Below are 26,211 nucleotides of genomic sequence, written 5' to 3' on the forward strand. Positions count from 1 at the left end.
TACTTGTCAGGTCTTTCAAATTTTAATAAATTTTGAATAATGTCCTGTTCTCAAGTGATAGTAATTTTATGTTTAATTATTAAATTAAATAAAATAATCGCATTGAATGCGATTATCTTTTATTAAGGATTTAGTTTTTTAGTACCTTCGTATTCTGATTTTAATTCTGATAAATCAGCAGGAATATTTTTTTCTAATTCAGCTTTTCTATCTTTTGATTTCTTAAGAACTTCACCATCTAATGTTTCTCCACTTAAAGCTTCATAAACTTCTGAATAAAAATATCCATCAATTAATGATTTATCTATTGTATAAAGTAATCTTGAAATTTTTACCTTCAATCCAATGGATATATCTGTTTTTAAAAAGTATTCTTTTGAACCTAAAAAATTAGAATTTAATGTATAAAATTCATCTAATATTTTACTTTTTAATTCAAAAATTTTATTTTTTATTGCTTTATCTTCACTAGTTAATGTATAAGTTCTATCCATAACTGGTAATCCAGAATTAATATATTCTTTTATTTTTCCAGTTCTATATGTTTCTACTTTGTACTCGCCTTTTTTGAATTCTGTAGAAGTTGTGACTTTAGTAGATGGTCTTGGAGATATTGAAAAGAAACCATTTGGATATTTTTTGGCACTATAGTAAAATAATTCTTTAATTTCTTTTTTATCGGGAAATTTGCTACTTTCTTCTTCGTTAGAATATTTTTGTAATTCAATATATGGTTTATATTTTTTAAATTCAATTAAGATATTTTGAGCCAGAACACTTAATTGTTTTTTATCTTTTGCTATTTTTTGAGATTCTGTTTCAAATTCTTTTGATTTTTCAGAATCATATCTATTTAATGTTTTTAATCTAGAATTAACTGTATTTTTTACACTAATTAACTCTATTTGATATTCTTCAATAACTTTATTTAAGAGTAAATCTAATTTTTCAAAAGTTGTAGCTTTTTCTTTTTCTGTTTTTAATGTTTTTTTAATAGATTCTTTATCTATTGTTTCAATTCAAGTAGAAACTAATTCTTTAAATTTATTAATAACTGCTTCATCTGTTTTTGTTAATGAAGATTTAATTTGTTCTATTACTTTAGATATTTCTTCGCCTGTTGAAGAATTAGAAATTTTTGCTTTATAGATATCTTTATCTGAATCATTTTGTAAAAAATCTAAAAATAAACTAAATAAAATTTCATTTCTTTCTTTAAATTCTAATAAATCTTTTTCATATTCTTCATTTAATAAAATTTCAAAATCAAAAGTTTCTGAATATTTTTTAATTTTAGTTAAATCTTCTTTTCATTTAGTTTTTCTTTTTTCTAATTTAAAAGAATTAATTTTATTAGTAAATTCTGATTTTTTTTCTGGATATTTAGTATTTTCGTTTTCTTTATCAATTGTAGCAATTAGTTTTGTTCTGAAATCTATTATTTTTTCTTCATTTGTTAAAGAAGTTAATTCTTCTTTTTTAGTTTTTTGTTCTTGTTCACTTAAAATGGATATTCATTTTGTTTCTATTTCTGATTTTAAACCTTGCAAGTATTCTTTAATTTCTTTTTCAATTTCTTTTAATTTTGAATAATTATCTTTATTGGATAAAGAATTGATTGTTAATTCATTTTTCTTTATAATGTCAGAAATTTTTTCATCAATATCAGTTCTTAGATTTTTATAAAATTCTTCTGTGATTTCAGAAATTTTATTTTGAATTTCATTTGAAATTTCATTTAATTCATCAATTGTTTTTGAATCTTCTATTTTTTTAGTAAATTTTAATTTATCTTCTTCTGATAAAATATCTAATTTTAACTTTTCTTCATTTTTCTTATTAGATAGTTCTTCATTTTCTTTTACTGGTTCTTTTTTTTCAACATTACATGATAAAAAAGAAAGAACAGGTAAAGAAGAAATGGTTGTTAGAGCACTTAATAAAAGTAATTTCTTCTTTTTATTTTGTTGTTGTTTCATATTTTAATATATTCCTTTTTTTCAATTTTCGATCTCTTCTTCTGTTCCAAGAACATAGTGATCGTCATTTATTTTAATTCATTCTGGTTGATTAGTTTCAGAATAATTATGCATATTAATATCATATACATATCCTATTAGACTTCCTTTTTTACCTTCAATTGAAGGAACAGCATCTAATAAACTTTTGGTATAAGGGTGTAATGATTTATTCATTATTTCTTCGGTTTTACCAATTTCAAGAATTCTACCTTTATTCATTACAGCAATACGGTCAGAGATATACTCTACCATTCTTAAATCATGAGCAATGAAAAGAATGGTTAAATTATATTTATCTTTTAAGTCGTTAAAGATATTAACAACTTGTGCTTGAATCGAAACGTCTAAAGCAGAAATTGGTTCATCTGCTACAAGTAATTGTGGTCGTAAAACTACAGCTCTTGAAATTCCAATTCTTTGTTGTTGTCCACCACTAAACTCTAATGGGTATCTTGGTAAAACAGAGTCATCAAGTCCTACTGATTTTAAAATTTCTTTAACAAGTTCACTTCTTGCATCTTTTTCTGAAATTTTGTTTTTCTCTTCTCTTTCTGTTTTATAAAAATTAAGTTTTTCTAAAACTTCAAGATCATTATTGTTATTTAATTTAGTAGCTAATTGGTTATAGAGAAAATCAAAAGCTAAAGATGAATTTTCTAAAATGTTTAAATCTAATTCTTTTTCAAAAAGTAAATATTCTTTTAGTGAAGCAGAATTCTTAGATTTTAATAAAGCATAAATTTCTTTTTTAACATCTTGATCGAAGTTAAGTAAGTAAATTTCTTTAGCGTTTTTAGCATTGATTAATCCTTCTGAGACTACTTTTTCAACAGTGACGTGGGGATTTAAGGAATTAGCTGGATCTTGAAAGATCATTTGTACTTTATTAACTAAAAAGTTTTCTATTTCTTTATAGTTTTTTAAAGCTTTACCTACTTTCAATCCTTTTTGCATTTTTTTAGGTAAAACTTTATCTAATAAAGTAATTTGTCCAAAAGAATAAGGAACAAGACCTACTAAAGATTTTCCAATGGTACTTTTACCAGAACCAGATTCACCAACAAGTCCAAGTACTTCACCTTTATAAATGTTTAAATTTATATCAGAAACAGCACGAAATGCTTTATAACCACTTCCATAAGTAATGTCAACATTACGCATTTTTAAAAGGATTTCTTCGTTGTGTTTTGGAGATAACATATCTTCTAATCCTTTTAAATTCTTTCTAACTACTTTAGATTTTACAAAAGGGTTTTTCTTAATTGTATACATTGATTCACTATGATTGTTGTTTGTTTTCATTTAAAAAATCCTTTCATATTTTTAAAATAGTTTTTGGTGGATTGTATTTTGGAGCATTTTTGTCTAAAAGTGCTGATTTAACTCTATGAGTTTCTGACACAAAGTAAAAATCAGGTTCTATTTCAAAGTCTCTTGCTAAAGCATAATCATTTCTAATTGCAAAAGCATCTCCTTTAATATTATTTAAATTAGAAGGAACACTTCCACGAATAGTAGCAAGTCTTTCTCCTTTATTTAAATCAGGCATACTGAGAATTAATCCTCATGTATAAGGGTGTTGTGGGTATTTAAGAATTTCTGTTGCAAGTCCTTCTTCAATGATTTGACCTGCATACATAATAGAAATATAATCAGCAATAGAAGCAACAACACCTAAATCGTGAGTTATAAAGACAATTGCTAATTTTAGTTTTTCTTGTAAGTTTTTGATAACATCAAGTACTAATGCTTGTACTGTTGGATCCAGTGCGGTTGTTGGTTCATCCATTACTAAAATTTTAGGTTCAAGTGCAACAATAGCAGCAATTACCACTCTTTGCACCATTCCACCCGACATTTCGTGTGGATATAATTTCATAACCGCTTCTGGATCGTTAATTTTGGTTAATTTTAAGAATTCCACAGCTCTTTGGTAAGCTTCTTTTTTGTTTTTAACAATTTTATTTAAAAGCATACCTTCCATAATTTGTGCTCCAACTTTCATAGTTGGATTTAAAGTAGACATTGGGTTTTGAAATACAGCTGAAACAATTCTGCCTCTAAAGTGAGATTTTTCTCAATCTTTAAGAGAGAATTTTTCAACATTGTTGTTATAAAGTTTAATTTCGCCTGAATCAATAACAGCATTATTTCCTGGTAATCCATATAATAACGATGTGATTACTGATTTACCAGAACCAGATTCACCAATGATTGCATGAACTTTTCCTTCATAAATTTTTAGTGAAGTTCCTCTTAAAACCTTATTTTTTTCTCCAGGTCTTGCTGGGTTTAAAAATGATAGGTGAATATTATTAATTTCAGCAGCAATTTTAAGTTGTTTACCATCTTTAAAAGATTGATATTTTACATTTTTAGAGATTTTATTAAAATCAAATTGACTCTTATTTTTCTTGTTTTGAAAGAATAATTTTACTTTTCTTTTAAGTTTATTTTTCTTTCTTTTTAATCTTGAACGAAGTATTTTTAAATTCTTTTGCATACTGTTTTTCCTATCTTTGTCTTCTTAAAGAGTCTTGAATACTTGAACCGATTAATTGCACACTTGTGGTAATTAAAATTAAAAACGTTGAAGGTACAAAAACATATCTTAAATAATTTGGGAAATCTTTTTGACCATCAGATATCAAGTTTCCAAGTGTTGGAATATCTTCAATAGCAAGACCAATAAATGATAATGAAGTTTCTGATAAAACAACTCCAGGAATTGTAAATACAAGTTGTGTAATTAAAATTGGTAAAATCACCGGTATATAATTTAATAATATTTTATAAGTAGGAGTTCCTAAAACTTTAGAAGCTGAAACTCATTCAAAGTTTTTTGCTCTTTTTACTTGAGCTCTAATTTGGTTTGCCATTCCTGTTCATGAAGTTAAAGAAAGTGAAAGCGCAATAACTCAGAAAGTAGGTTTAGCAACAATAGTAATTAAAATTAAGATTAAGATTGTTGGAACAACAGATAAAATCTTAATTACAAAAGTTAGAAATTTATCAAACTTATCAAATTGTCCCATCATTATTCCAAAAGTTAATCCTATTATAACTTCAATAAAAGTTACAACAAGAGCTAATAATAAAGAATATCTTAAACCATGTCACAATCTTGCTCAGTAATCTCTTCCAAGATTATCTGTTCCAAAAAAGTGGTAAATTCCTTCTGAATCTGTTTGATTAAAGGTTAATGATCTATTATTAACATCACTAAAATTAGGATCTAATGTGGTAAAAGGTAAAATAAGAGCTAAGATAATTAAGATAAAAATAATCATAAATCCTAAAACTCCAGATGAGTTGTTAGAATAACGATAAACAAATTCTTTAAATTTTTTAGTTTGTGGTTTTAATTGTGAATCTGTGTGATATTCAAAAGCTTTTCCAATAAGTTTTCAAGCTTGATATTCAAATGGTTTTAAAACTGGATTAGGAGCCATTTTTAATGATTCTCTATCAATTTGATCCATTTCTTTTGCTTTATTATTTTTATTATTGATTTTTTGTTTAATTTTACTAAAAAACGACATTCTACGCTCCCTTTCTTCTTATTCTTGGATCAATTACTTCGTATAAAATATCACGAGTAGCATAAGAAATAATTGTTAAGAAAGAGAAAATAATAATCAAGAATAAAATAACATTATAATCTTTAGTTTGAATGGCTTGTAGTAAAGTTGCTCCAGAACCAGAAATAAAGAAGATTTGCTCAATAAACACACTTCCAATAAATGAACCGAAAATAACAGCAGGGAAGAATGTTGCAATTGGGAATAAAGAAGGTTTTAGTGCGTGTTTTCACACAAAACGACTTTTAGATAACCCTTTTAAATAAGCAAATTTTGCATGCACTGAATTTAATTCTCTATTAAGTTCAGTTCTTATGTATTTAATATATACAATAATACTTCCTAGCGATAATGCAAGTCCTGGTAAGACGTATGTTAATAAATCTTTGTGATCAAAGATGTAAGGTAAATGAACTAGTCTTCCTAAAAATACTAAAATTAATGCAAAGATAATTGAAGGAACAGAAGAGAAAATACTTACTAATATGGTTGAAACATTATCTAAAATTCCTCCTGGATTTTTTCCAACTCAAATTCCTATAGAAATACCAATAGAAACAGTTAGAAATACTGAGAAAATACCGACTAAAAAGGATTTATAGAATCTTTCTCAAATAAAGGAATTTATTTCTTGACCTGGGAAAAGCGATAATGAAATTCCAAAATCACCTTTAAAAATTCCACCTAAATAGTTGAAATATCTTTGTCAAATTGGTAAATTGAGTCCATATTTAATTTCAACAGTTTTTCTTGCTGATTCATCAAGTCCTGCTGTTAAAGTATTAGAACCAGGAACGGCGTTTATTAAAAAGAAAGTGATTGTTATAACTATTAAACCAATGATAAAAAACTCTAATATGATTTTTAAAAATCTTCATAAAGTTTTTAAAAAGGGAGAATCCATTGCTAAAAGTTTATCTTTTAATGTTAGTTTTTTATTTCTACTGTGAGTAAAATAAACTAAATTATTATCATAATAAACGGTTTTATTATTTTCTTTTTTCTTTATAAATTCCATATTTTAGTCTCTCTTTCTTGGTAATCCAGCAATTGGTGGATTAGTATAGTCATAAGCATATTGTAAAGCAAAGGTGTATAGTGAACTAACTCCTGCAATTTTGGTAATTTCTCAGTTAGTATCAACTTCCATTAGCGGAACTACAAAAGCACCATCTCTTATTATTTTTTCTAATTCTCCTATGAAAACATAAACATATTCTTGTGTTCATCCTTGATGTAGTTCATCGGTTGTAAAGTTTCCTGAAAAGAATGCAGCAATTCTATCTGAATAAGTGCTTCTATTTTCTGTATTTGTTTGTAAAGCAAGTTCTATAAATTTGTTTCAAAAATCAAATTTAACTTTAGAAATATCAATACTTTGATTAAAAGCAAGTCTAGTTTTTGTATCGTTAGTTAACTTAGCTATTTGTTCAACTGTCATTTCATTAGTAATTAAATTAATGTACATTCTTTTTAATCTTCCATATTTAATGTTTTGGTTTCTAGTTAAAAAATATTCTAATGCATTTTTAGTAAATTTAACATTATAAACACTTTTATGTTCTGATTTTTCTAACTCTTTAGCAACTTGTTCTGCATATTTATTACTAAAACTAGAAATTTCTAAATTGCTAATGGAATCTTTATTGTTTAGTTTATTAAATTCTTCACTAATGTTATTATTAATATATTGTTGAATTTTTTGAAGATATACATTTAAAGCTTGTGTAATTTTTTCCCTGTTATTTCCTTTATAATCGGATTTTTCTAATACTAAATCAGCTATGTATTCTGCATAAGTATATGAACCAACTGGATTGTCTTTGAAAGCAATATTTTTTTGTGATATAGAATCAATTTCATCAGTAAAGAAGAAGACAGAAACATAATCTTGAGCACCACTTCCACCGATTTTGTCATAATTTTGATAAATTATGTCATATTTACCTTCTTCTATAAAGGAAGCGAAGGTGTTTTCAGGAAGACTTTTAATTTCTAAATCTACATAACCATTGAATGCTTTGTTTAAAGATTCTTTTAAAAATAAACCTGCTTTTTTCTGTTCATCTGATGAGTTATTTAAAAATGTTAAGTACACTTTTTGTAGATTTGGATGTTTTGCTTTGAAACGTTCAATATAGTATTTTGCTGTATTAACGTCATACGCAAGATCGCCTCTAACAGTTTTTTCAAAGGTATAACCTTTTGATAAATGCACTAAAAAGTCATAATTTAAAAGGTTAAATTCTTTTTGATTTTTAGCTTTTGAATTTAAATCACTAAAGTAAGTTTCAATGTTTTTTCCATCAAAAGTTCTGTATTGTCCATATGAAGTTCAAGTATTTACTGGGAAAGAGAAATCTCATCCAACAAATTTAATTGCATCTTCTCTATTTACAGCATAATAAATTGCATTTCTTAAATCTTGATCTTGAATGTAACTAGATGCATTTGTTTCATTATCTAAGTTAAATCCAAAAGCAATTGTTCCATAACCTTGATTTTTATTTAAATATTGTTTATATTCTTCATTTGATCAATACTTATTAATTTTAGAAGCTGGAATGTAGGTTTGTGAAACATAACCATCTTCAAAAAAGGTTGCATTAGTATTTCTATCAGTTGAAAAATAAATTTTTATTTTATTAGTAATGGTATTTTTAGCATCATAATAGTCTTTATTTTTTTCTAAAACTATTTGTCCTTGTGGTCCTAAAATAATATCATCTTTATTCATATTAAAAGGTCCGCTTGTTAGGAATTTTTTAGTATCTGAACCAAATTTATCAATTCCACCAGCAACAGTTTCAATATATTTTCTATTTGCTGGATATAAGTTCATAAAAATATTTTGAAGTAAATAACTTAAGTTTGGAGTTTTATTTTCATCAAAAATTGCTGTAAAACTGTTTTCACTATTTGCAATTTGATTATATTTAGTTTTTATTTTGTTATCTGAAAGTGAAAATTCTTGATAAGGATTAACAAAAGGATTCGCTACTAAAGTCACTGTTTTAAACTTATCTGCTTCTTTAGTTGCATTTGCATCTACTAAAATTTTAAAAGTTTGATTATCTTTTTTATCTTTATTTGGAATAAAGAAAGAAGGATTGTGTTCTAAGTTTTTTTCAATTTCTTCGTTAGTATAATCTAAAAATAATTGACCTGTGTAAAATCCAAAATCAAGAGCTGCTGCTTTAATTTCTTCAATTTCTTTTGTATCTAAAGGTTCGCCATTTTCGTTTTTGATTTGAGATTCTCAAACTTTTTGATTTGGATCTTGAATTCACTCTTTTTTATCATTTAAAATGTATTTTCTACGACCTCAAGGATTTTTATAATTCTCATTAAACTTTTGTAAATAGTCTTTTTGAGCATTAATAAATCTTTCAGCACTTCTAAAACCATATTTTTTAACTTGATCCAGTCTTTGTGAACCGGTGTTTAAGTCTAAAATATATTCTAGATAGTCTCTTAAATCTTGAGCATTTATAACATCCTTATTACTTCATAAATTTTGTTTATTGTTTAAAGATCCTGTAAAAGCGAAATAGTTATTTGAGTTTTTAGGACTTCTAAAACCATAAATTGATGCACCTCTTCTTAAATCACCTAAAGATCCTTTACCAAGACCACCAACAAACCCAAAATCAGCTAATCTTAAAAATGATCCAGTAACTCTTCCATAACCATCAGTTTGCTCTAATTCTCCTTTATTTTTAAAGAAATCATTGAAATTATTAGAATCATTACCATTAGCATCTTTAGTGTTACTTGTATCAATCATAACCATATTAAAATCATTAACACGAATAATTGACTTCAAACTAGAAGTAGGTCCTGATTTAACAAAAGGATCAATTAAAGCAGGTAAAATTTTGTCCATTGATTTATATCTAATGTAGTTTAAGTTGTTAATTGGTTCAGTTGCTAAACCAAAGTCGTAATTTTTCTTACTTACTGTTGAAGAATGTTGATTTTCATTATTTGTTGAACAAGAAATAATAGATAAACTTAAAGTTGATGATAAAACTCAACCAGAAATTAATAGGTTCTTCTTAAATTTTTTTCTCATATTTCTCCTTTATTATCCTGTTATATTGAACTGGAAGTCAATATCTATTATTGCTTTATTTTCTTTTGTTTTATCTTTATAAATTTTTATTGAAGATTGTGTATCTGTTTTTCCATTTTCAGAAATTACTTCTAAATCCCCAAGTGATAATTCTTCCACAAATTCGTTATTTTCATCAACAAATTCCACAAAGTATTTGTGTTTTGGTTTTAGTAAGGTATCACGATATTTAGCCATAATTGCATAGTCTGAAACTCATGAAGAGTAACCTAAGTCTGATAAAGTAACTTTGGAACTTTCATCACCTTGTTTTGATAAATAAAATAAATTATTTGTATCTTTAAAATTAACATCTAGATATTTAACTTCTTTTGTAATAACATCAGTAAATCTAATTTTTTTGATTTTATTTGCTTTTTTATTTTTTACAAAACCATAAAGAACAACAGCATCTTTTTCTTTATTTCTAAATAATCCTGAAATGTTTCTACTTCCTACTCCGTAGTTTAAAATTTGAGAGACAAAGAATGCTTTTGCTCTTGTATTAATTTTATTTCCATCAAAGTCTTTTAATCTGATTGAATCATCCACTATTTCGTTTCTATTTTCATCATATAACTCTAAACCAATTTTTTCTTTTTCAACTGTATCTTTGAAATATCCATTATTTCTTGTAATGAATCTTCCAAAATAAGAAGAAGTTCTATCTTCATTTCTTGGTGAGAAGGTAGTTCTAGAAATGTATGACCCATAAACTTTGTTTTTAATGTCAATAACTTTTTTGAATCTTTTATTTGTTAAGTCACTATTTTGCTCATTAATTTTGTTAATTTGTTCTCTTAATTTTTCTATTAATTTTTTACCTTCTTCTTCTTTATCGCCTGTGTAAGTTGTTGCTATTAGTAAAATTTGCTCTACAAAAGATTTAGCTAAATCTTTTAATTTGTCTATTTGATTTGAAATTTCAACATAAGTATCTTTTGTTTTTGGTAAATATTCTTCGAATTTTAATGATCTCCCAGCTTGAGTAATACTTGAAGAAGAGTTGTTAAAATTATTTTTTCTGTCATTTCAAATTTTTAATTTAGTTGCATCGACAATATAGTCTAAACCAGTAGTTGCTTCATTTAAATTACTTAAATATCCAGGTAGATTACCAAAATCTTTAAAACTTGGAACATAAGTTGTTTGTACATAATCTCTTGTTAAAGTTTCAGCAATGTTGTAAATATAATCTGTAAATTTATCACCAATAGATGCTTCAACTCTGGAAAGATTATAGTTAAGAACATCAGAACTTGGTTGCCCGCTATTGAATTCATTAAAGATGACATCACCTAAAGTTATTTGATTGATTAGCCCATTGTTATTTCAAGTTATAATATTTCCTACAAGTAAATATAAATCTTGAGAATTAACATTAGCTAATATTTGATCAATATTTTCTTGTTTACCTAAAATTTTAGTAACGTATTCTTTTAAAATTGTTTGCAATTTATTTGCATCATATTTTATATATTGTTCATCTTTTGAATATTTACTTAAATCATAAACAAGACCCGTTTTAAATGAAGAACTTAAAAAGGAAATTCCGTATTTTTCTGAAAAAATAGCTTTATTTTGTTCTAATTCAGTTAGTGGATTAAAGTCTTTAATTGCTAAAAAGTAATGACTTTTTCTAAATCTAAACATCATTTCATTAGCAATTACTTGATCATCACCATTTTGAATCATTTCTTTTGTTTTAGCACTTTCAGCAGAACTTTTTAGTAATTCTTCTTTAAATTTATTGAGATCAAATTTAGCTTTAACATAATCAATATTTCAGTTAAATACTGCACTTTCTTTGCCTGTTGCAACATCTTTAGTTACAGAAACTAAAGTTGCTTTGGAATAATCTAATGAAGCAAATTCAAAGAAGTTTTTAAAGTTATTAAATACAACAGTATTATATTCAGTTGCAGTTGTAGAAATATTTAGTTTTTCTAATGAAGAATTGAATGCTTCATAAAGGGAAATTCCGTTTCTTTTGTCATCGAAAATGTTATCTTTAGTATTAAATCCGATTTTTGTTATTAATTTAGCTAATTCAGCATCATTATTTTTAGTAAAAGCATCATTGATAGCAACGTGATCTGATACTTTATTTTGATCGTTTATAAAGACAAAATCAGCACTTTGTAATATATTGGTTGAACCTAAAATTCTTGTTCCTTCTCTTGCAAAAACCATTAAAGGATTAACTTGTAATTTTCCTTCAAGATTAAGTTCAAATCGTTCAAGAGTGTTTTTTAAGTTAGATTCAATATTACTTGTATAAACACTTGTTAAAAATCTTGATTCTGCTCTTGCTACATTCGGGAAAGTGAAACGAACATCACCGGAATAATTGTCTCCATTTTTAGTAACAAAACTTAAAACATTGGTTAATTGTCCTTCATAACCACGATTTGAATTAATTAAATCAACAAAAGCTTTTGCTCCTTTTAAAGTGTCTTTAATTTGGTTTGCAAGTGAATCTGAACTATTTAAAGCAAAGTATTCTTTTGCTTTTCTTGGGTTATTTTCAGCTGTTACTAAGTTGTATTCAGGATTTAGTTCATCATTTGCACTTCTGTTAATAATGTTATTTGCAATATTATCAGTATCATATGCATTTAAAACATTTCTAAGATTTGGAGAAACAACTCCACCAAGTGAAGAACTTAAATCATTTCATCCACTTTGAGAGAATCTTCTAATTACTGCATTTTCAATCGCTGTTTTAATTTCCTGTGTTTTTGCTGTTATAAAGTCTAATGTAGCTTTATCAAGTGGTTCGTTTAAAGGAACATTAATAACAGGAGAACCATCATTGTTAAACATTTTAATTTCTCTTGCATAAGTGATAGTTTGATTGTTTTCTTTCACTTCTTCTAATTTAACAACTTCTAAAGTAAAATCAGTTTCTGCAGCATTTAAAGTTACTATTTCTGAAAGTTTTTTCCCTTTACCATCTTTAAGTTCGCTAAGAATATTTTTTAGAGAAATTTCTTCTAATTTATATACTTGTTTTTTAGTTCCATTAACATCAGTTTCTTTTTTAGCAAATGCTTTGGTGTTTCCTGTAATAAATGGGTTTAAAGTTCCTGAATTTTCATCAAAGGAATTAGCTAAAAATAAATCTTTAAGATCAACTTTTCTTTCTTTAGCAGCTTCCATAAGACCTTCAAAAGTTTGTAAAAATCTTCTTTTGGTATTTTTTGCTACTTCAAAAATACTTGCTTTTGGATTTGCATCTCCTCAAATTTCATCATCAGTTTCTAAATGTTCTACACCATCTTTTTGTAAATATTTAAATCTTACATATTCACCTTTTGCAGAAGGTTTTCCTAATGCATTTACTCTTTCTATAGATAAATTAGTTCTTGCAAGTAAGTAATTTTCTAAACCTTTGTATGAATAGTATGAAGAAATGTTAATTCCACCTCTTGTTGATAATCCACCAACAATTAAAGCATTTTCATTATTATTTAAAGCTTGATTTTGCTCTAAAGTAAAGTGGTGTCCGTATTCATGGGCTGTTACGTATTTTAAAAAGTCAATGGAAATACCTTTAAAGTTTTCAATAGTAGCGCCTAAAACTAAAGGTAAACCGATTCTATCAGTGTGTTGTAATCCGTAATATTCTCCATCAGTAAGAGAATATTCATAATATCCTTTTTCACTCAGTTTTTTCTGTATATGTGGTCCAAATTGTCTTTTTAATAAGTGTGGATATTTTTTAGTTACTTTTTCAATTAATCCATTATAAGTTTCATAATAAACTTGGTAATTTCTTGAATCCATTCCTTTTAATTCTTTACCATTTTCATCTTTTATTCCTAAATTTTCTGGACCGTATGAAATGGTAATAGGATTAATTGAACCTTGATAACCAATTGCTTCTTTAAATTCAATAAATTGTTCATGAGCAGCATCTGACATATTTTTAGATTCATAAATTAGAGTTTCATCTTGGTTATTATTACTTAAAGTAATGTGTAATTTTCCATCAATAACTTCTAATTTTTTAACTGTATATTCTTTTAAGTTACTTTTAATTTCATCACTTAAAGAAGCATAGTTTTTAAGTGCATCATTCTTATTTAATGCTTCTATTTTATTTTTATAGAAAAATGTTTTTCCTGCATTTGTAAATTTATAAAATTTTTTATTTTCATATGCTTTTACGTCATAAAAATCTAAAAAGTGTACAATTTGAGAATCAATAGTTTCTTTTAATAATTCATAAGTTAAAAGTCATTTATTGCTAATTTCTCCTTCTGACATTCTAAAGTTTACAACTTCATTTTTAGATGAATTTAGCACTTTTAAACCTAAAGCTAAAATTGGATTACTATCATTTAATTCAGAAGAAATAGTTAATATTTGAACTTTTTCAAGAGCTGAAAAAGAAATATTTTCCTTTTCTAAAGAATGTTTTTTAAGTAATTCTTTAAATTGCTGTTCACTAATATCTTTATCAAAAAGTAAGGTTCCTCTTCCGTTTTCACCTTCTTCACGATTTATATACGCTAAAAACTCTTTATCTTTTAATTTAGAAGGAATATTTAAAGAGAGAAAGGCGTTATCGTTAGCATTATGAGCAATTGAATTTTTAATAGCACTTGCTAAAGGTATGCTTTGTAAAAAAGTATCAACTGTCTTTTTATTTTCAAGATTTCTAAATGCTAAATAAGTTAGAGAATCAGAAGCATTTCCTGAACCTGAAAGTTCTGAATATAAAGGCATTGAACCGAAAAATGCATCAGGGAAAAATTTAATTTCACTAACTTCTTTATTTAAAGTAGTATGGGAACCTAAAGTAATAGCATTACCATTTTGTTCTACTCCCGGAACTAATCTAAAACTTTCAAGAGTAACTAAATCAGGTCCTCAAGATACATTTTTAAAGAATCATTTTGTAAATTCAATAAACTGCTCTGGTTGCACTGCTAAAACGTATTCATCATAAAAACTAAATGAACCATATTTAACTTCTAAAATAAAGCTTTCTTCATATTTTTGATAGTATTTTTTAAAAAATGTATCAAAATCGTATTTTTCTTTTGGATTTTCTTTAAATCAAAATTCTGTTCCGTTTTCATTTAAAAATGCAACGTCTTTTTTCTTTAAAGGATCTTTGATTGCTAAAATAGGTTTTAAATTCCTATTTTCATCATAAATTTTTGAATAATCATTTTTTAAATCTTCTTTACTTAAATTAGAATTAGATCCATTTACTTCATCTGAAAGATAACTGTGCAGAAACACACCACCAATTGCAGCTGATGAACCTCCTATAATAATTCCAGCAGAAATTAAAACTTTAGCAGTTAAACTCAATTTCTTTTTTAACATTTTTTCTCTCTTTCTTTTTCTAAAAAAATAAAATCTTTATTAAAAATCAGAACCCTAATTTCTAATAAAGATTTTATTAATATTTAATTTAAAATTATGTATATAAATTCATTAATAATATTTTTACAGAAATTAACCAAATAAATAAACATTAGTATTTTTTTTGCCAAAAAATACTTTTTTCATCGCAATAGTTTTTAATGAACGTTTATTCATGATAAATTCCTTTCTTTTATATTAATATGTTAAATTATACACTTTTTTTACAATTTTCCAAGTTTTTGGCAAAATTTCTTATGAAAGGAAAATAATTAATAATTTAAAAAAATAAAAAAGTTTATCTATCTTGAATTTTAAAAGCATAAAAAGTATATAATTGAAAAGTATGATAAAGAAAATGATTTGTTATTCAGACGTAGATGGAACCATCTATGGAAGAGACTTTAAAGTTTCATCTGAAACTAAAGATGATATTTTAAAATTTATTAAAAACGGGGGAGAATTTGTTATTTCAACAGGAAATCCAGCTTTTGAAAGACATCAAAATCTTGCAGATGAATTATCAATAAGATATTTAATTACTTCAAATGGAGCAGGAATCTTTGACAACAAAGAAAAAAAATATATTTATTTAAATCCTTTTCCTATTGAAATACAAGAAAAAATTTTCAATTTAGCAAAAAAATATAATGCACAAGTAAATTTTTGAAACGATAAAAACTATTTTAGTTTTAATTCTAAAGAAGAATATAACTATAGTTATGATTATTCTTTATATTCAAGAGATCGAGTTATTAATAGTTCTCAAAGTGAAAAAAATATTGTTAAAATTGAAGTTTTTGGAAATGAAAATGACATTTTAGTAATCTATAATGAAATCAAAAACTTACCTATTAATGTTGTATTTATGAGAAAAAATCATTTAGAAATCACAAATTTTGGTTCTTCCAAAGGTAATGCAGCTAAATGATTTAGTCAAAATCTCTATGATGAAGATGTTAAAAATGCAATGACAATCGGAGATAGCCCTAATGACTGGTCAATGTTAGAAATTAGTGATTTTTCCTATGCAATGGAAAATGGAACTGATCAAACAAGAGAAAAAGCTAAATTTTACACAGCAACTTGTATGCAAAATGGAGTAGGATTAGCACTTAGAGATTATATGGATAGAGTTAAATCCAAAAATAATTCAAACTCTTAATTTTTTGGATTAAAAACCGTTTATGCCTATTTTAAGCAGATAAACGGTTTTTTTATTACTAAGAATTATTTATTTTCTTCCTGACTTGAAATCATTTCAAAAACTCTTGTGACATCATCAATTTTACCAATAAAAGTAATTAAATCTTCTTTTAATAATTTAAAATTTCCATCCGGTAAATAAGAATTATTTTTTCTTTTAACCATAACTGCAATTACGTTTAATGCAGTGAAATTAGTTTTCTTTAAAGTTAAACCATGGTAGCTATCAGCAGTTAAAACAGCAGAACCAACAACATATCCATCCCCTAATTCTTGCAAGTCATTAGTATATTTGATAAAACTTTTATTTGTAGCAAATAAAGCTGTTCTAACTCCCGCTTCTTCTTCTGGTCTAATAATCATTTGAATACCGATTTTTTGTAGAACACGAGCATGTCTATGACTATTAGCTCTTGCAATAATATTTTTCACTTTTAGTTCTAAAAGTGCTGCAATTATTTCAATATTTTCTGATAAAGCCACAATGACTGTATCGATGTTTCCAACTCCAAGAGCTTCTAAAGCTTTTAAATCAGCTGCATCAGCAACATAGTTAGCTACAGTGTAATCTTTTATGGAAATTAAATTTCTTTCTTCTCTATCAATTGCAATAACTTCTTTATTTAATTTTGAAAGTTGTGTGATAACAGATTGACCAAATCTTCCAGCACCAATTACACAAATTCCGTTATTTTTTCTCATTTTTCTCCTTAAATGTGATTTTAAATTAAAATAATTTTACTATTTTTGTAATTATTATTATAAAATAAAATAATATGAAAAGAAACAATAAAAGAATTTTTTCAAAAAAAACAAAGAAATTGAATAAATTTAAATGAATCCATTTGTGAAATGCTCTTGGGAATTTAAGATCTAAATTCAACAAAAAAGTTGGAAAAATTAGATACTTATTTCTTATTTACATAATAATAACCATTACTGGTTCATTATTATTGTATTGAAACGTTTCGCAAACAGAACCAGGTTCTGTTTCCTATGTAGATGCTTTATTTACTTCAGCATCCGCTTTTAGTGATACAGGACTTGTAACTAAAGCAACTCATAGCACGTGAACGATGTTTGGGCAAGCTGTAATTGCAATTTTGATTTTAATAGGGGGAATTGGGGTTTTTGCTATTAAAGTCTATATCTTTAATTATATTTTTGGACTCAAGCTAGGGATATTTTCAAGAGATGTGCTAGCTTTAGAAAGAAGTTCTAATAATATGGGAGATATTAAAAAGGTAATTTTAGTTTCTGTAACAATAATGTTTACTGTTTTAGTAATTTCTTCCTTTGGATTAACTTTTCTTTTTTACTATAGCAAAGGCGATTTTGCTATAGATACAGAATTCAATAATCCTTATCATAACTTTAATTTATCTTTAAGATTTGCGATATTTCACTCTATAACCGCTTTAAATAACGCAGGATTTGATATTATTGGTGATAACTCACTTGCGCCTTATTATAGCAATCATCTTTTACAAGTATGATTACTACTATTATTTATTATTGGTGGAATTGGTTATCCAGTTGTTTATGATTTTTATAAATACTTTTATTGTCTTATTACCAAAAGAAAAAGACACAAATTCTCTTTATTTTCAAAAATTTCGTTAGTAACTTATTTTGCTGTTGCAATTATTGGGGTTGCACTCGTGCTTTGTTTTGAACTTCTAAGCAAAGATCAATCTAGTTTTTGAAATCTTAGTCAATCCGATCCTACTTATTGAGGTAAAACAAGTACAATAGGTTATAGTTATGGAACACACTTTGATAAAGTCTTTGCAATTATCTTTACTTCTTTTTCTACAAGAAGCGCAGGATATGCTACATTTGATCTTTATAATTTAACTGATACATCACTTGGAATTCTTTCTATCTTGATGTTTATTGGAGCTGCACCTTCTTCAACAGGTGGGGGAATTCGTTCAACAACACTTGCAATTATTTTATTAAATTTAATTTCCAAAATGCGTGGGAAAAATTCCACTCATATGTTTAAAAGAAAAATAAAAGATGAAACTGTAAATCAATCTTCTGTGGTATTAATTATTTCAATTTTGCTTAATTTAATAGTTTTTTTATTTTTAACAACATCATTTAATACATTTGGTGGTAAAATTCCATGAGACAACACGACCATAAGTACTGCTGTAAGTGAAAGTTCAGGAAGAACATATGGAGTTATTAATGTTCTTTTTGAAATCACTTCAGCTTTTGGAACAACAGGATTGTCTACAGGAATTACAAGTCATTTAAATTCCATTAGTAAAATTGCTTTAATATTCATTATGTTTGTAGGGCAACTTGGAATATCTTCCACAATTTTGATTTGAGGAAGTCACAATCACAAGTTTTCAAAATATGAATATATTGAAGAAGATGTTACAATTGGATAACAAGGAGGTATAATGACATTTAACATTATCATAACTAATTTTATTGCTTTAATTATCGGTTATATAATTGGTTCTGTGAACATTTCGATTATTTTTAGCAGGACAAAAAGAAAAGAAGATATTCGCGATAGAGGTTCTAAAAATGCAGGTTCTACAAACGCCTTAAGAGTTTATGGAGCTAAAATAGCACTTCCAATCTTTATTTTTGACATATTCAAAGCTTATATAACAGTCATAATTGCTTGAATAATTCATTCACAAATTCAAAATTCACCAATTTATGATACATCACTTAAATACTTAATTCCGCAAATAGCGGGTTTAGGAGTGATTATTGGTCATATATGACCAATCTTTTTTAAATTTAAAGGTGGAAAAGGAGCAGCAAGCTTACTTGGTTTATTCTTTGGTTATAATTTAGTAATTGTTGCAATTGGAGTAGTGATTTTTATAACAGTTGTATACTTTACAAGATATATTTCAGTAGGTTCAATTTTTGTTCCACTGGTCTTAATAGGTTTATCTTTTATTCCTTGATTTGCCCTTGGACAGTTATCTTGATTTAACTGAAAAGTACATCCAGATTTATATTGAATAAATCCATTAATAATCTTGATTTCCCACATCTTTGTTATTTATTCACATAAGTCTAATATTAAAAGACTTATTAATAAAAATGAAAATAAATTCAAATTTAAAAAATAAGGAGAATGATGAAAAAACATTATTTAAAAAATATAATTAGTTCAAAAAGTTTACCTTTTTTAATAATGGGACTTTTTATTCTATTAACTTCAACAATTTTTTTAATTATTGAAATGGCAAAATTTAGTCCATCAGTTGCACAGGTAGGAAAAGCAATAAAAATGCAAGTAATTTTTAAAAATGCAAGTTCTTTAATTTACTTTACATATCAAAGTAATTTCTTATTAGGAGTAGTTTTAATTCTTTTAGCAGCAAATAGAAAAAGTACTAAAATTAAAAGATGATTATTTGCAGCAACAACTTTAATTACCATTACTTTTATAATTTACTGAGCACTAATTTCCTATACTAATGATTGAACTAATGTATATGGAAGCATTGTTTCATTAATTACCCATTTAATTAATCCAATTCTTGGTTTTATTGCTTTATTTTTAATAAGAAAATCATTAACTATTGACAATAAACTTTTATTCCATACTTCATTATATGTTTTTGGTTACTTCTTATTTGCTTTTATCTTATATTTTGCTTCATATGCATATTATGCAAAAGAATATAATGATGGAGTAGTTATATATACTTTCTTAAATTTCACTAAACCTTTCTTTTATAAAGGCGGAAATATTGCAGTAGTAATATTTTTAGATATATTAATGTTTATTATTGCTTTATTCATTCCAATGACTTTAGGTTTATTTTGAAAAGCAGTATACAGAATAGCATACAACAAAAATAATTGCTATTTAAAGGATTTAAAAAGAAAAATAAAAGATAAAAGTTATAAAACTAATAACTAATTGAAAATTAAATAAAGAAAAACTCACTACCAATCTAGTGAGTTTTCTATTTCTTTATTATCACTTTCTTCATTGAATATATCAAAATAAATTTTAAATATTTGTTTGGTTCGTTCTTCAATAATTTCTTGAGTTTCATTTGGTTTATTTAAAAAAGTTAAATAAATATCCTTACCTGGTCATAGTAGTGTTGTTTCTTCTTTATTATTTTTATCGGTGATTGAATAACCTTTAAAACTATAATTTGAATCACTTATTCTAAAGTCATTAATTGCTATTTTTTCTTTTTTTTGTAAATTATTTTGTAAAGAAGAGTTTTCCTTTTTTGTTAGTAAAATTCCATTACCAAGCTGTTGTATATTTTTATTTATATCATTATTATTTTCGTTATCTTTTAAAAGAGATTGAGGTATTGCGTGTTCATAAGAATAATCATCATCATAATTAATAAAATTATTTTCGTTAGCATCACTATTGTAAGTGTTTTTTAATCCATTAGAAAAATGTGCCATTATTCTTCTTAAAATTATAAATTTTTCAGTGTTATTTTCTATTCAACCTCTTTTTTCAAATTCTTTTTCCATTTCATTATTTTTTTCGTTATTTTTTTCGTTATTTTTTATAATACTTGTTCATTTTGAAGAAAAATCTGAAAATTGCAGTTGTTGATTTAATTCTTTTAAAACGTTTTTAAATTTTTCTATTTTGTTTTCTTTTGATGTATCTTGATTTTCTAATATTTCTAAAATTTTTTCTGCAAATTCAATTAAATATTTTCTTCCTCAATGTTTATCAAAACAGAATCAAGTTCAGTTTAATGATAACTTTTCAAGTTCATATAATAATTGACTAGCTAATTTTAAATTTTCTGTATTACCATCGAATATTTTTAGAGATTTAATTATAACGAATATAGGATAAACAAAAATATCTTTAGTTGATTTTCTTGTTATATGTCTTATTTGTTCTCTAATAAAATTTAAATTTTTTAAACTATCTTTTAATTGATCTAAAAAATTAGTATATCTTATATTATCATTTGAAACAGAGTTATTTTGCAAGTTTGTTTTTATTGTATCTATATATATTTTTTTATTTTCTGTTTTTTTTATATCTATATCTAATTTTTTATTTATAATAAATTCAAATATGATAAAGTCTTTTAATAAAATTTCCAACAATAGTTCAGAATAATTTTCATTACTTTTTTTATTTTCTAAAATTTTATCTAAAATGTCAGAAAAGATTTTTTCTTGATAAACTAAACTATTTGAATTTTTTTCTTGTTTATATTTTATTTTATAAAACACTTTTAAAGAATATAGAAATTTTTCTAATAATTCTTTTATAGTTTTATTTTCTTTTTTATTTTCATATCTAAAATATAAATTTCAAGTATTTTCATATATTTTTATACTATCTTCAACAAATTTATCTTCTTCTTTTTCTTTTGGTTCTAACTTTAAATATAAATCATTTTTGAAAATATCTAAAATCTCTAAAGGTTTTGTGTATAAATTGATATTTTTAAATATATTGCTTGTTTCAAAAAAATCTGAAAGTTTTATTTGTGTTAAATTTAATGCTATTTTAGTTAGGAAAAAATTAATTACTTTTTTAATTTCTTTTATTTCTTTATTTTTATATTTATCTTCAATTCATTCACAAATTCAACTAAAGGCATTTTTTATATGATTATTTTCATCTTTTGTTCATTTTACTAATATTTTTGCTAAAACAGAAAGTGAATTGTTTTGATTTTCTTCACTTTCATCTGAAAAATTTAAAAAAGAAAGATTTATTTTATTAGCATCATCTGAGTTTTCTAATTTAGCTGCTTTATATGAATATAACTTAGCAAAAGCAATTAAAATTAAGAAAAAAGTTATACTTCTTTGTTGACCATCAATTATATTTAAACAATCATCATCATCTCTAGTTAATATTATATTATTTAAGAAGATTTTGATAAACTCTGGTTTATCTGTATTATCTGAATTATTACTCTTATAAATCATTTCTAATAGTGCTATTATATTGTCTTTATCTCAAGAATAATCCCTTTGAAAAATAGGTATTCTTATTTTTCGTTTTGAATAATATGATAAATATTCTTTTATATTAATAAAATTTGAAATGATTCCTTTTTTATTTATTTCTTTAAATTCTATATCTTTAGGTTTATTCTCTTTAGAATTTAAAAATTTTCAATATTTTTCATCTAATGGATTAATTTTTATTCAATCAATTTCTTGAACTGTCTTTTCGATTTTTTCACTTGTATTTGATTTTATTATAGAATCATCAGATTTTAATTGTTCTAAAAAGTCTTTTAAAATTGTAGTTCCTTTATTATTTTGCTCTTCAATAATGGTTTTTCAAAATCTTAAAGAAATTTTATCTCCTTCTCTTAGTTTATTATTTTTAGCAATTAAATCATTAATATAATTTTTAAATTCTTTTTCTTGAATTGATTTTAATAATTCAGGATTAATTTTATATTTTGAAACATTTTTTTCTTGTTGTTCTAATTCAATCATTTTTAAAGCAATTAATGGAATTTTATATCTTTGAAATCTATTATCTCAATAAACATTTTTATCATTAGAGTTTTTATTTTTTATTTTTTCTATTATAAGTTGTTTATCTGGAATTCTTTCAATATAAAATTTTATTTTTGAGTTTTCTTTATCTATTTTTATTTTTTCAGTAACTAAAATATCTTCTTCTGTAACTTGTCATTCTCATAGTCTTTTAAAAAATAAATAAAGCTCTTTTAGTAAAGTTTTTGTTCCACCATTAAGAGATCATTTCGTTAATAATTCAATTTTATTGTCTTCCATATTTTAATTATCTCCAAATAGAATCGTTAATAAATCTTTTCTTTTTGAGCAAATCTTTTTTACTTCTTTTATAAAATGTTCATCATTTTTAAATTGAGGCAAAACAAAGTTAAAAATTAATGGATTTAATGTAATTAGTTCTAACATAAAATCTTTATTATGTATCAATTCTGAATCTAGAAAATAAATAATGGTTGCATATTCATAAAATTTAGATAATACTTCAAGTATGTTTTTATTTTCAAGTTCAATTCAGAATTTGTCTGTAATTGCTTTTTTAATTATTTGTTTATTATTTCTTATTCTTTTTGAAGCAAGATTTAAATATTTCATTCCATTATCAATAGCTGCATTGATAATATCTTCATCATTTTTTAACTCATCTGAAGCATATTCAAGAGCAAATCAATTATTGTTAATAGCTTCTAGTATTACTTCTTTATCATTTTTGAGTTTATCTGAGGCATATTTAATATTTAATCAATGTTTTTTTACTTCTTCTAAAATAAATACTTTATTATTTTTTAAGTTATCTGAAGTATATTGTAAGGCATGATAACCATATTTTGAAACTAATTCAAGCATAAATTCTTTATCGTTTCTCAAACAATAAGGTATATATTTAAATGCTTGTTCGTTATTTTTAATAGCTTCTAAAATTATTTCTTTATCATGCTTAATTTCTTGTGAAGCAGCATATAAATTAATTCCATTTAGTTTTACTGCTTGCAGCATTACTTCTTTATTGTTTTTAAAATGATTTGGAATTAATTCAATAGATAAAACATCTTTTTTTAATAAATTTAAAATAAACTCTTTATTATTTTTTAATCTATCTGAAATAAAGAGAAAGATTGCTTCCATATATTCATCTAGTGATGATAAAATGAATTCTTCATTGTCTTTTATATCAGAAGATAATAAAGAAAAATAAAAGGAATTAGTTTTAATTGCTTCTAAAACAAATTCTTTATCAGTTAAAGCATTTTCTTTTTTTAACTGTATACCTAATTTTTTTAATCTTTCTTTTTCTTTTTTAAAATCTATATTATTCATATTAGTCCTTTTTTTTACAAGTATTTAGTGAAATACTTTGCAATTTTTGTTTAATTAATTCTTTAATTTCTAGATCATTTTTTAACTCTACAGGTATAAAAGGGAAAATATAAGGATTTAATTCTAATGCTTGTAAAACAAATTCTTTGTTAGTTTTTAGTTCATTAGGAATTGATTCAAAATTTCTTTCATGATATTTAATAGAAGGTAAAATAACTAATTCTTTATTATTTTTTAATTCTTTTTTCAATTCTTCTGAAGCATATTCAAAAGCTTTTCAATAGTCTTTAGTAGCTTCTAAAACAACTTCTTTATTATCTTTCAATTCTTTAGAAGCATATTTTAACGCAAGACCATCTTTTTTAACAGCTTCTAAAACAACTTCTCTATCGTTTTTAAAGTTATCACAAGCATATTTTAATGCGTGAGCATCTTGTTTAATTGCTTCTAGCACTACTTCTTTATCGTTTTTGAAGTTATCACAAGCATATTTTAATGCCTGAGCATCTTGTTTAATCGCTTCTAGCACTACTTCTTTATCATTATTAAAATTATTAGCAAATTTTAATGCAAGACCTGATGTTTTAACTATTTTTAAAATAAATTCTCTATTATTCTTTAAATTATGTGAGGTATATTGAAAACTTTTACCAACGTTTTTAACTGCTTCTAAAACTATTTCTCTATCATTTTTTAGTTCACTTGAAGCATATTGTAATGCTCAAGCAGATTCTTTAATTGCTTCTAAAACTATTTCTTTGTCATTTTTGAAGTTATCTGAAGCAAATTCTAATGAAATACCAGATTCTTTAACCGCTTCTAAAATAAATTCTTTATCGTTTTTTAAATTATCTGAAGCATATTTTAATGCATAACCAATTTGTTTAACTGCTTCTAAGACAACTTCTTTATCATTTTTTAATTCTTCTGAAGTATATTTTAATGCATAACCATCTTGTTTAATTGCTTCTAAGACAATTTCTTTATCATTTTTTAATTCTTCTGAAGCATATTGTAACGCATAACCAATTTGTTTAACAACCTCTAAAACAACTTCTTTATCGTTTTTGAAGTTATCACAAGCATATTTTAAATTCCTACTAACTTCTTTGTTATTTTTTAAATCACCTAAAATAAATTGTAATAAATAACCACTTTTTTCTTTAACTGCTTCTAAAATAACTTTTTTCTGGTTTTTAAGGTAATTAGAATTGTATTCATAACTTGATTTAACTAAATTTAAAACAAATTCTTCATCATTTTTTAGTTTATTTGAAGTATAAAATAAAAATCAAAAATTTTTTGTTTTCTTAATTAATTTATTTATGAAATTTTTATTTTCTTTTGCTTTGTCTGATAAAAACGAAAAATATAACCCTTTTTCACTGTATTCTATTTTTTCATTAGTTAAGACATTAAAAACAAATTCTTCATCAGTTAAAGCACCTTCATTTTCTAATTTCAAACCTAATTCTTTTAATCTTTCTTTTTCTTTTCTAAAATCTATATTTTCCATATTTTTATTATTTTTCTCAAGCATTTAATACAAGATTTTTCATTTTTTGTTTAAATAATTCTTTAATTTCTAAATCATTTTTTAATTCTGCTGGTATAAAAGCAAAAATATAAGGATTTACTTCTAATGCTTGTAAAACAAATTCTTTATCCTTTTTTAATTCACTTGAAATTAATTCAAAATTTTCTTCTAGTTTTTGAATAGCTATTAAAATAACTTCTTTATCATTTTTTAAGTTATAAGAAACATATTCAAAAGAAACATTATTTTCTTTTAGTGCTTCTATAACTATTTCTTTATCATTTTTTAAATCTTTAGAAGCATGTTGTAATGCTAAACCATCTTTTTTAACAGCTTCTAAAACTACTTCTTTGTCTTTTTTTAATGTGTTAGAAGCATATTCTAATGATGAACGAGATGTTTTAACAACTTCTAAAACAAATTTTTTATTATTTTTTAAGTTATCAGAAGCATATTGTAATGCATTACCATCTTGTGTAACAGCTTCTAAAACAACTTCTTTATCGTTTTTTAAGTTATCAGAAGCATATTGTAATGCATTACCATCTTGTGTAACAGCTT

16 protein-coding genes are annotated in these 26,211 nt (G+C 24.7%); 4 read left to right on the forward strand and 12 right to left on the reverse strand.

Translation table 4 applies throughout. The features are described from left to right. Window positions 1-122 precede the first annotated feature (122 nt). From ACXX89_RS02435 to ACXX89_RS02465, 7 genes are read right to left on the reverse strand one after another with little or no spacing between them, the layout of a single operon-like run. Window positions 123-1,979, reverse strand: coding sequence for a hypothetical protein (locus ACXX89_RS02435; RefSeq protein ID WP_458557540.1), 1,857 nt, complete (start codon window positions 1,977-1,979; stop codon window positions 123-125). Between the two features lie 3 nt (window positions 1,980-1,982). Further along, the gene (locus ACXX89_RS02440) at window positions 1,983-3,323 is read right to left on the reverse strand and encodes an ABC transporter ATP-binding protein (RefSeq protein ID WP_458557541.1); all 1,341 of its coding nucleotides are present in this window, start codon (window positions 3,321-3,323) and stop codon (window positions 1,983-1,985) included. Further along, complete coding sequence (locus ACXX89_RS02445; RefSeq protein ID WP_458557542.1) at window positions 3,301-4,524, reverse strand: ABC transporter ATP-binding protein; 1,224 nt, start codon at window positions 4,522-4,524, stop codon at window positions 3,301-3,303. The genes ACXX89_RS02440 and ACXX89_RS02445 overlap by 23 nt, the downstream gene beginning before the upstream one ends. A gap of 10 nt (window positions 4,525-4,534) precedes the next feature. Next, a complete protein-coding gene (locus ACXX89_RS02450; RefSeq protein ID WP_458557543.1) occupies window positions 4,535-5,563 on the reverse strand; it encodes an ABC transporter permease in 1,029 nt (342 codons plus the stop codon). A 1-nt stretch (window position 5,564) separates the two neighbouring features. Continuing rightward, on the reverse strand, window positions 5,565-6,620 hold the full coding sequence (locus ACXX89_RS02455; protein WP_436359181.1) for an ABC transporter permease: 1,056 nt from the start codon (window positions 6,618-6,620) through the stop codon (window positions 5,565-5,567). Window positions 6,621-6,623: 3 nt separating this feature from the next. Further along, on the reverse strand, window positions 6,624-9,677 hold the full coding sequence (locus ACXX89_RS02460; protein WP_458557544.1) for an ABC transporter substrate-binding protein: 3,054 nt from the start codon (window positions 9,675-9,677) through the stop codon (window positions 6,624-6,626). Between the two features lie 12 nt (window positions 9,678-9,689). Next, window positions 9,690-15,059, reverse strand: coding sequence for a PDxFFG protein (locus ACXX89_RS02465; protein WP_458557545.1), 5,370 nt, complete (start codon window positions 15,057-15,059; stop codon window positions 9,690-9,692). A gap of 385 nt (window positions 15,060-15,444) precedes the next feature. Here ACXX89_RS02465 and ACXX89_RS02470 point away from each other — a divergent pair, with 385 nt between their 5' ends. After that, a complete protein-coding gene (locus tag ACXX89_RS02470) occupies window positions 15,445-16,263 on the forward strand; it encodes a Cof-type HAD-IIB family hydrolase (RefSeq protein WP_458557546.1) in 819 nt (272 codons plus the stop codon). A 65-nt stretch (window positions 16,264-16,328) separates the two neighbouring features. Here the strand turns inward: ACXX89_RS02470 and ACXX89_RS02475 are convergent, their stop codons facing one another. Beyond that, entirely contained in the window at window positions 16,329-17,006 is a 678-nt protein-coding gene (locus ACXX89_RS02475; protein ID WP_458557547.1) for a potassium channel family protein, read from the reverse strand. A 74-nt stretch (window positions 17,007-17,080) separates the two neighbouring features. On the opposite strand from ACXX89_RS02475, the gene ACXX89_RS02480 reads away from it, so the two are divergent. The 3 genes from ACXX89_RS02480 to ACXX89_RS02490 are packed head-to-tail and all read left to right on the forward strand — an operon-like array spanning window position 17,081 to window position 20,214. Next, window positions 17,081-18,709, forward strand: coding sequence for a potassium transporter TrkG (locus ACXX89_RS02480; protein ID WP_458557548.1), 1,629 nt, complete (start codon window positions 17,081-17,083; stop codon window positions 18,707-18,709). A gap of 12 nt (window positions 18,710-18,721) precedes the next feature. After that, window positions 18,722-19,414, forward strand: coding sequence for a glycerol-3-phosphate 1-O-acyltransferase PlsY (plsY, locus tag ACXX89_RS02485; RefSeq protein WP_458557549.1), 693 nt, complete (start codon window positions 18,722-18,724; stop codon window positions 19,412-19,414). An 8-nt stretch (window positions 19,415-19,422) separates the two neighbouring features. Continuing rightward, complete coding sequence (locus ACXX89_RS02490; RefSeq protein WP_458557550.1) at window positions 19,423-20,214, forward strand: MAGa3780 family membrane protein; 792 nt, start codon at window positions 19,423-19,425, stop codon at window positions 20,212-20,214. A 26-nt stretch (window positions 20,215-20,240) separates the two neighbouring features. Here ACXX89_RS02490 and ACXX89_RS02495 read toward each other — a convergent pair whose 3' ends face one another. The 4 genes from ACXX89_RS02495 to ACXX89_RS02510 form a co-directional block, all read right to left on the reverse strand. After that, window positions 20,241-23,057, reverse strand: coding sequence for a DUF262 domain-containing protein (locus ACXX89_RS02495; protein WP_458557551.1), 2,817 nt, complete (start codon window positions 23,055-23,057; stop codon window positions 20,241-20,243). Window positions 23,058-23,060: 3 nt separating this feature from the next. Next, window positions 23,061-24,113, reverse strand: coding sequence for a DUF4116 domain-containing protein (locus tag ACXX89_RS02500; protein ID WP_458557552.1), 1,053 nt, complete (start codon window positions 24,111-24,113; stop codon window positions 23,061-23,063). A gap of 1 nt (window position 24,114) precedes the next feature. Continuing rightward, entirely contained in the window at window positions 24,115-25,629 is a 1,515-nt protein-coding gene (locus tag ACXX89_RS02505) for a DUF4116 domain-containing protein (RefSeq protein WP_458557553.1), read from the reverse strand. Between the two features lie 7 nt (window positions 25,630-25,636). Then, window positions 25,637-26,211: DUF4116 domain-containing protein (locus ACXX89_RS02510; protein WP_458557554.1), on the reverse strand; the 575-nt coding region annotated here is incomplete at its 5' end.

Source organism: Mycoplasma sp. 1012 (assembly GCF_054343455.1).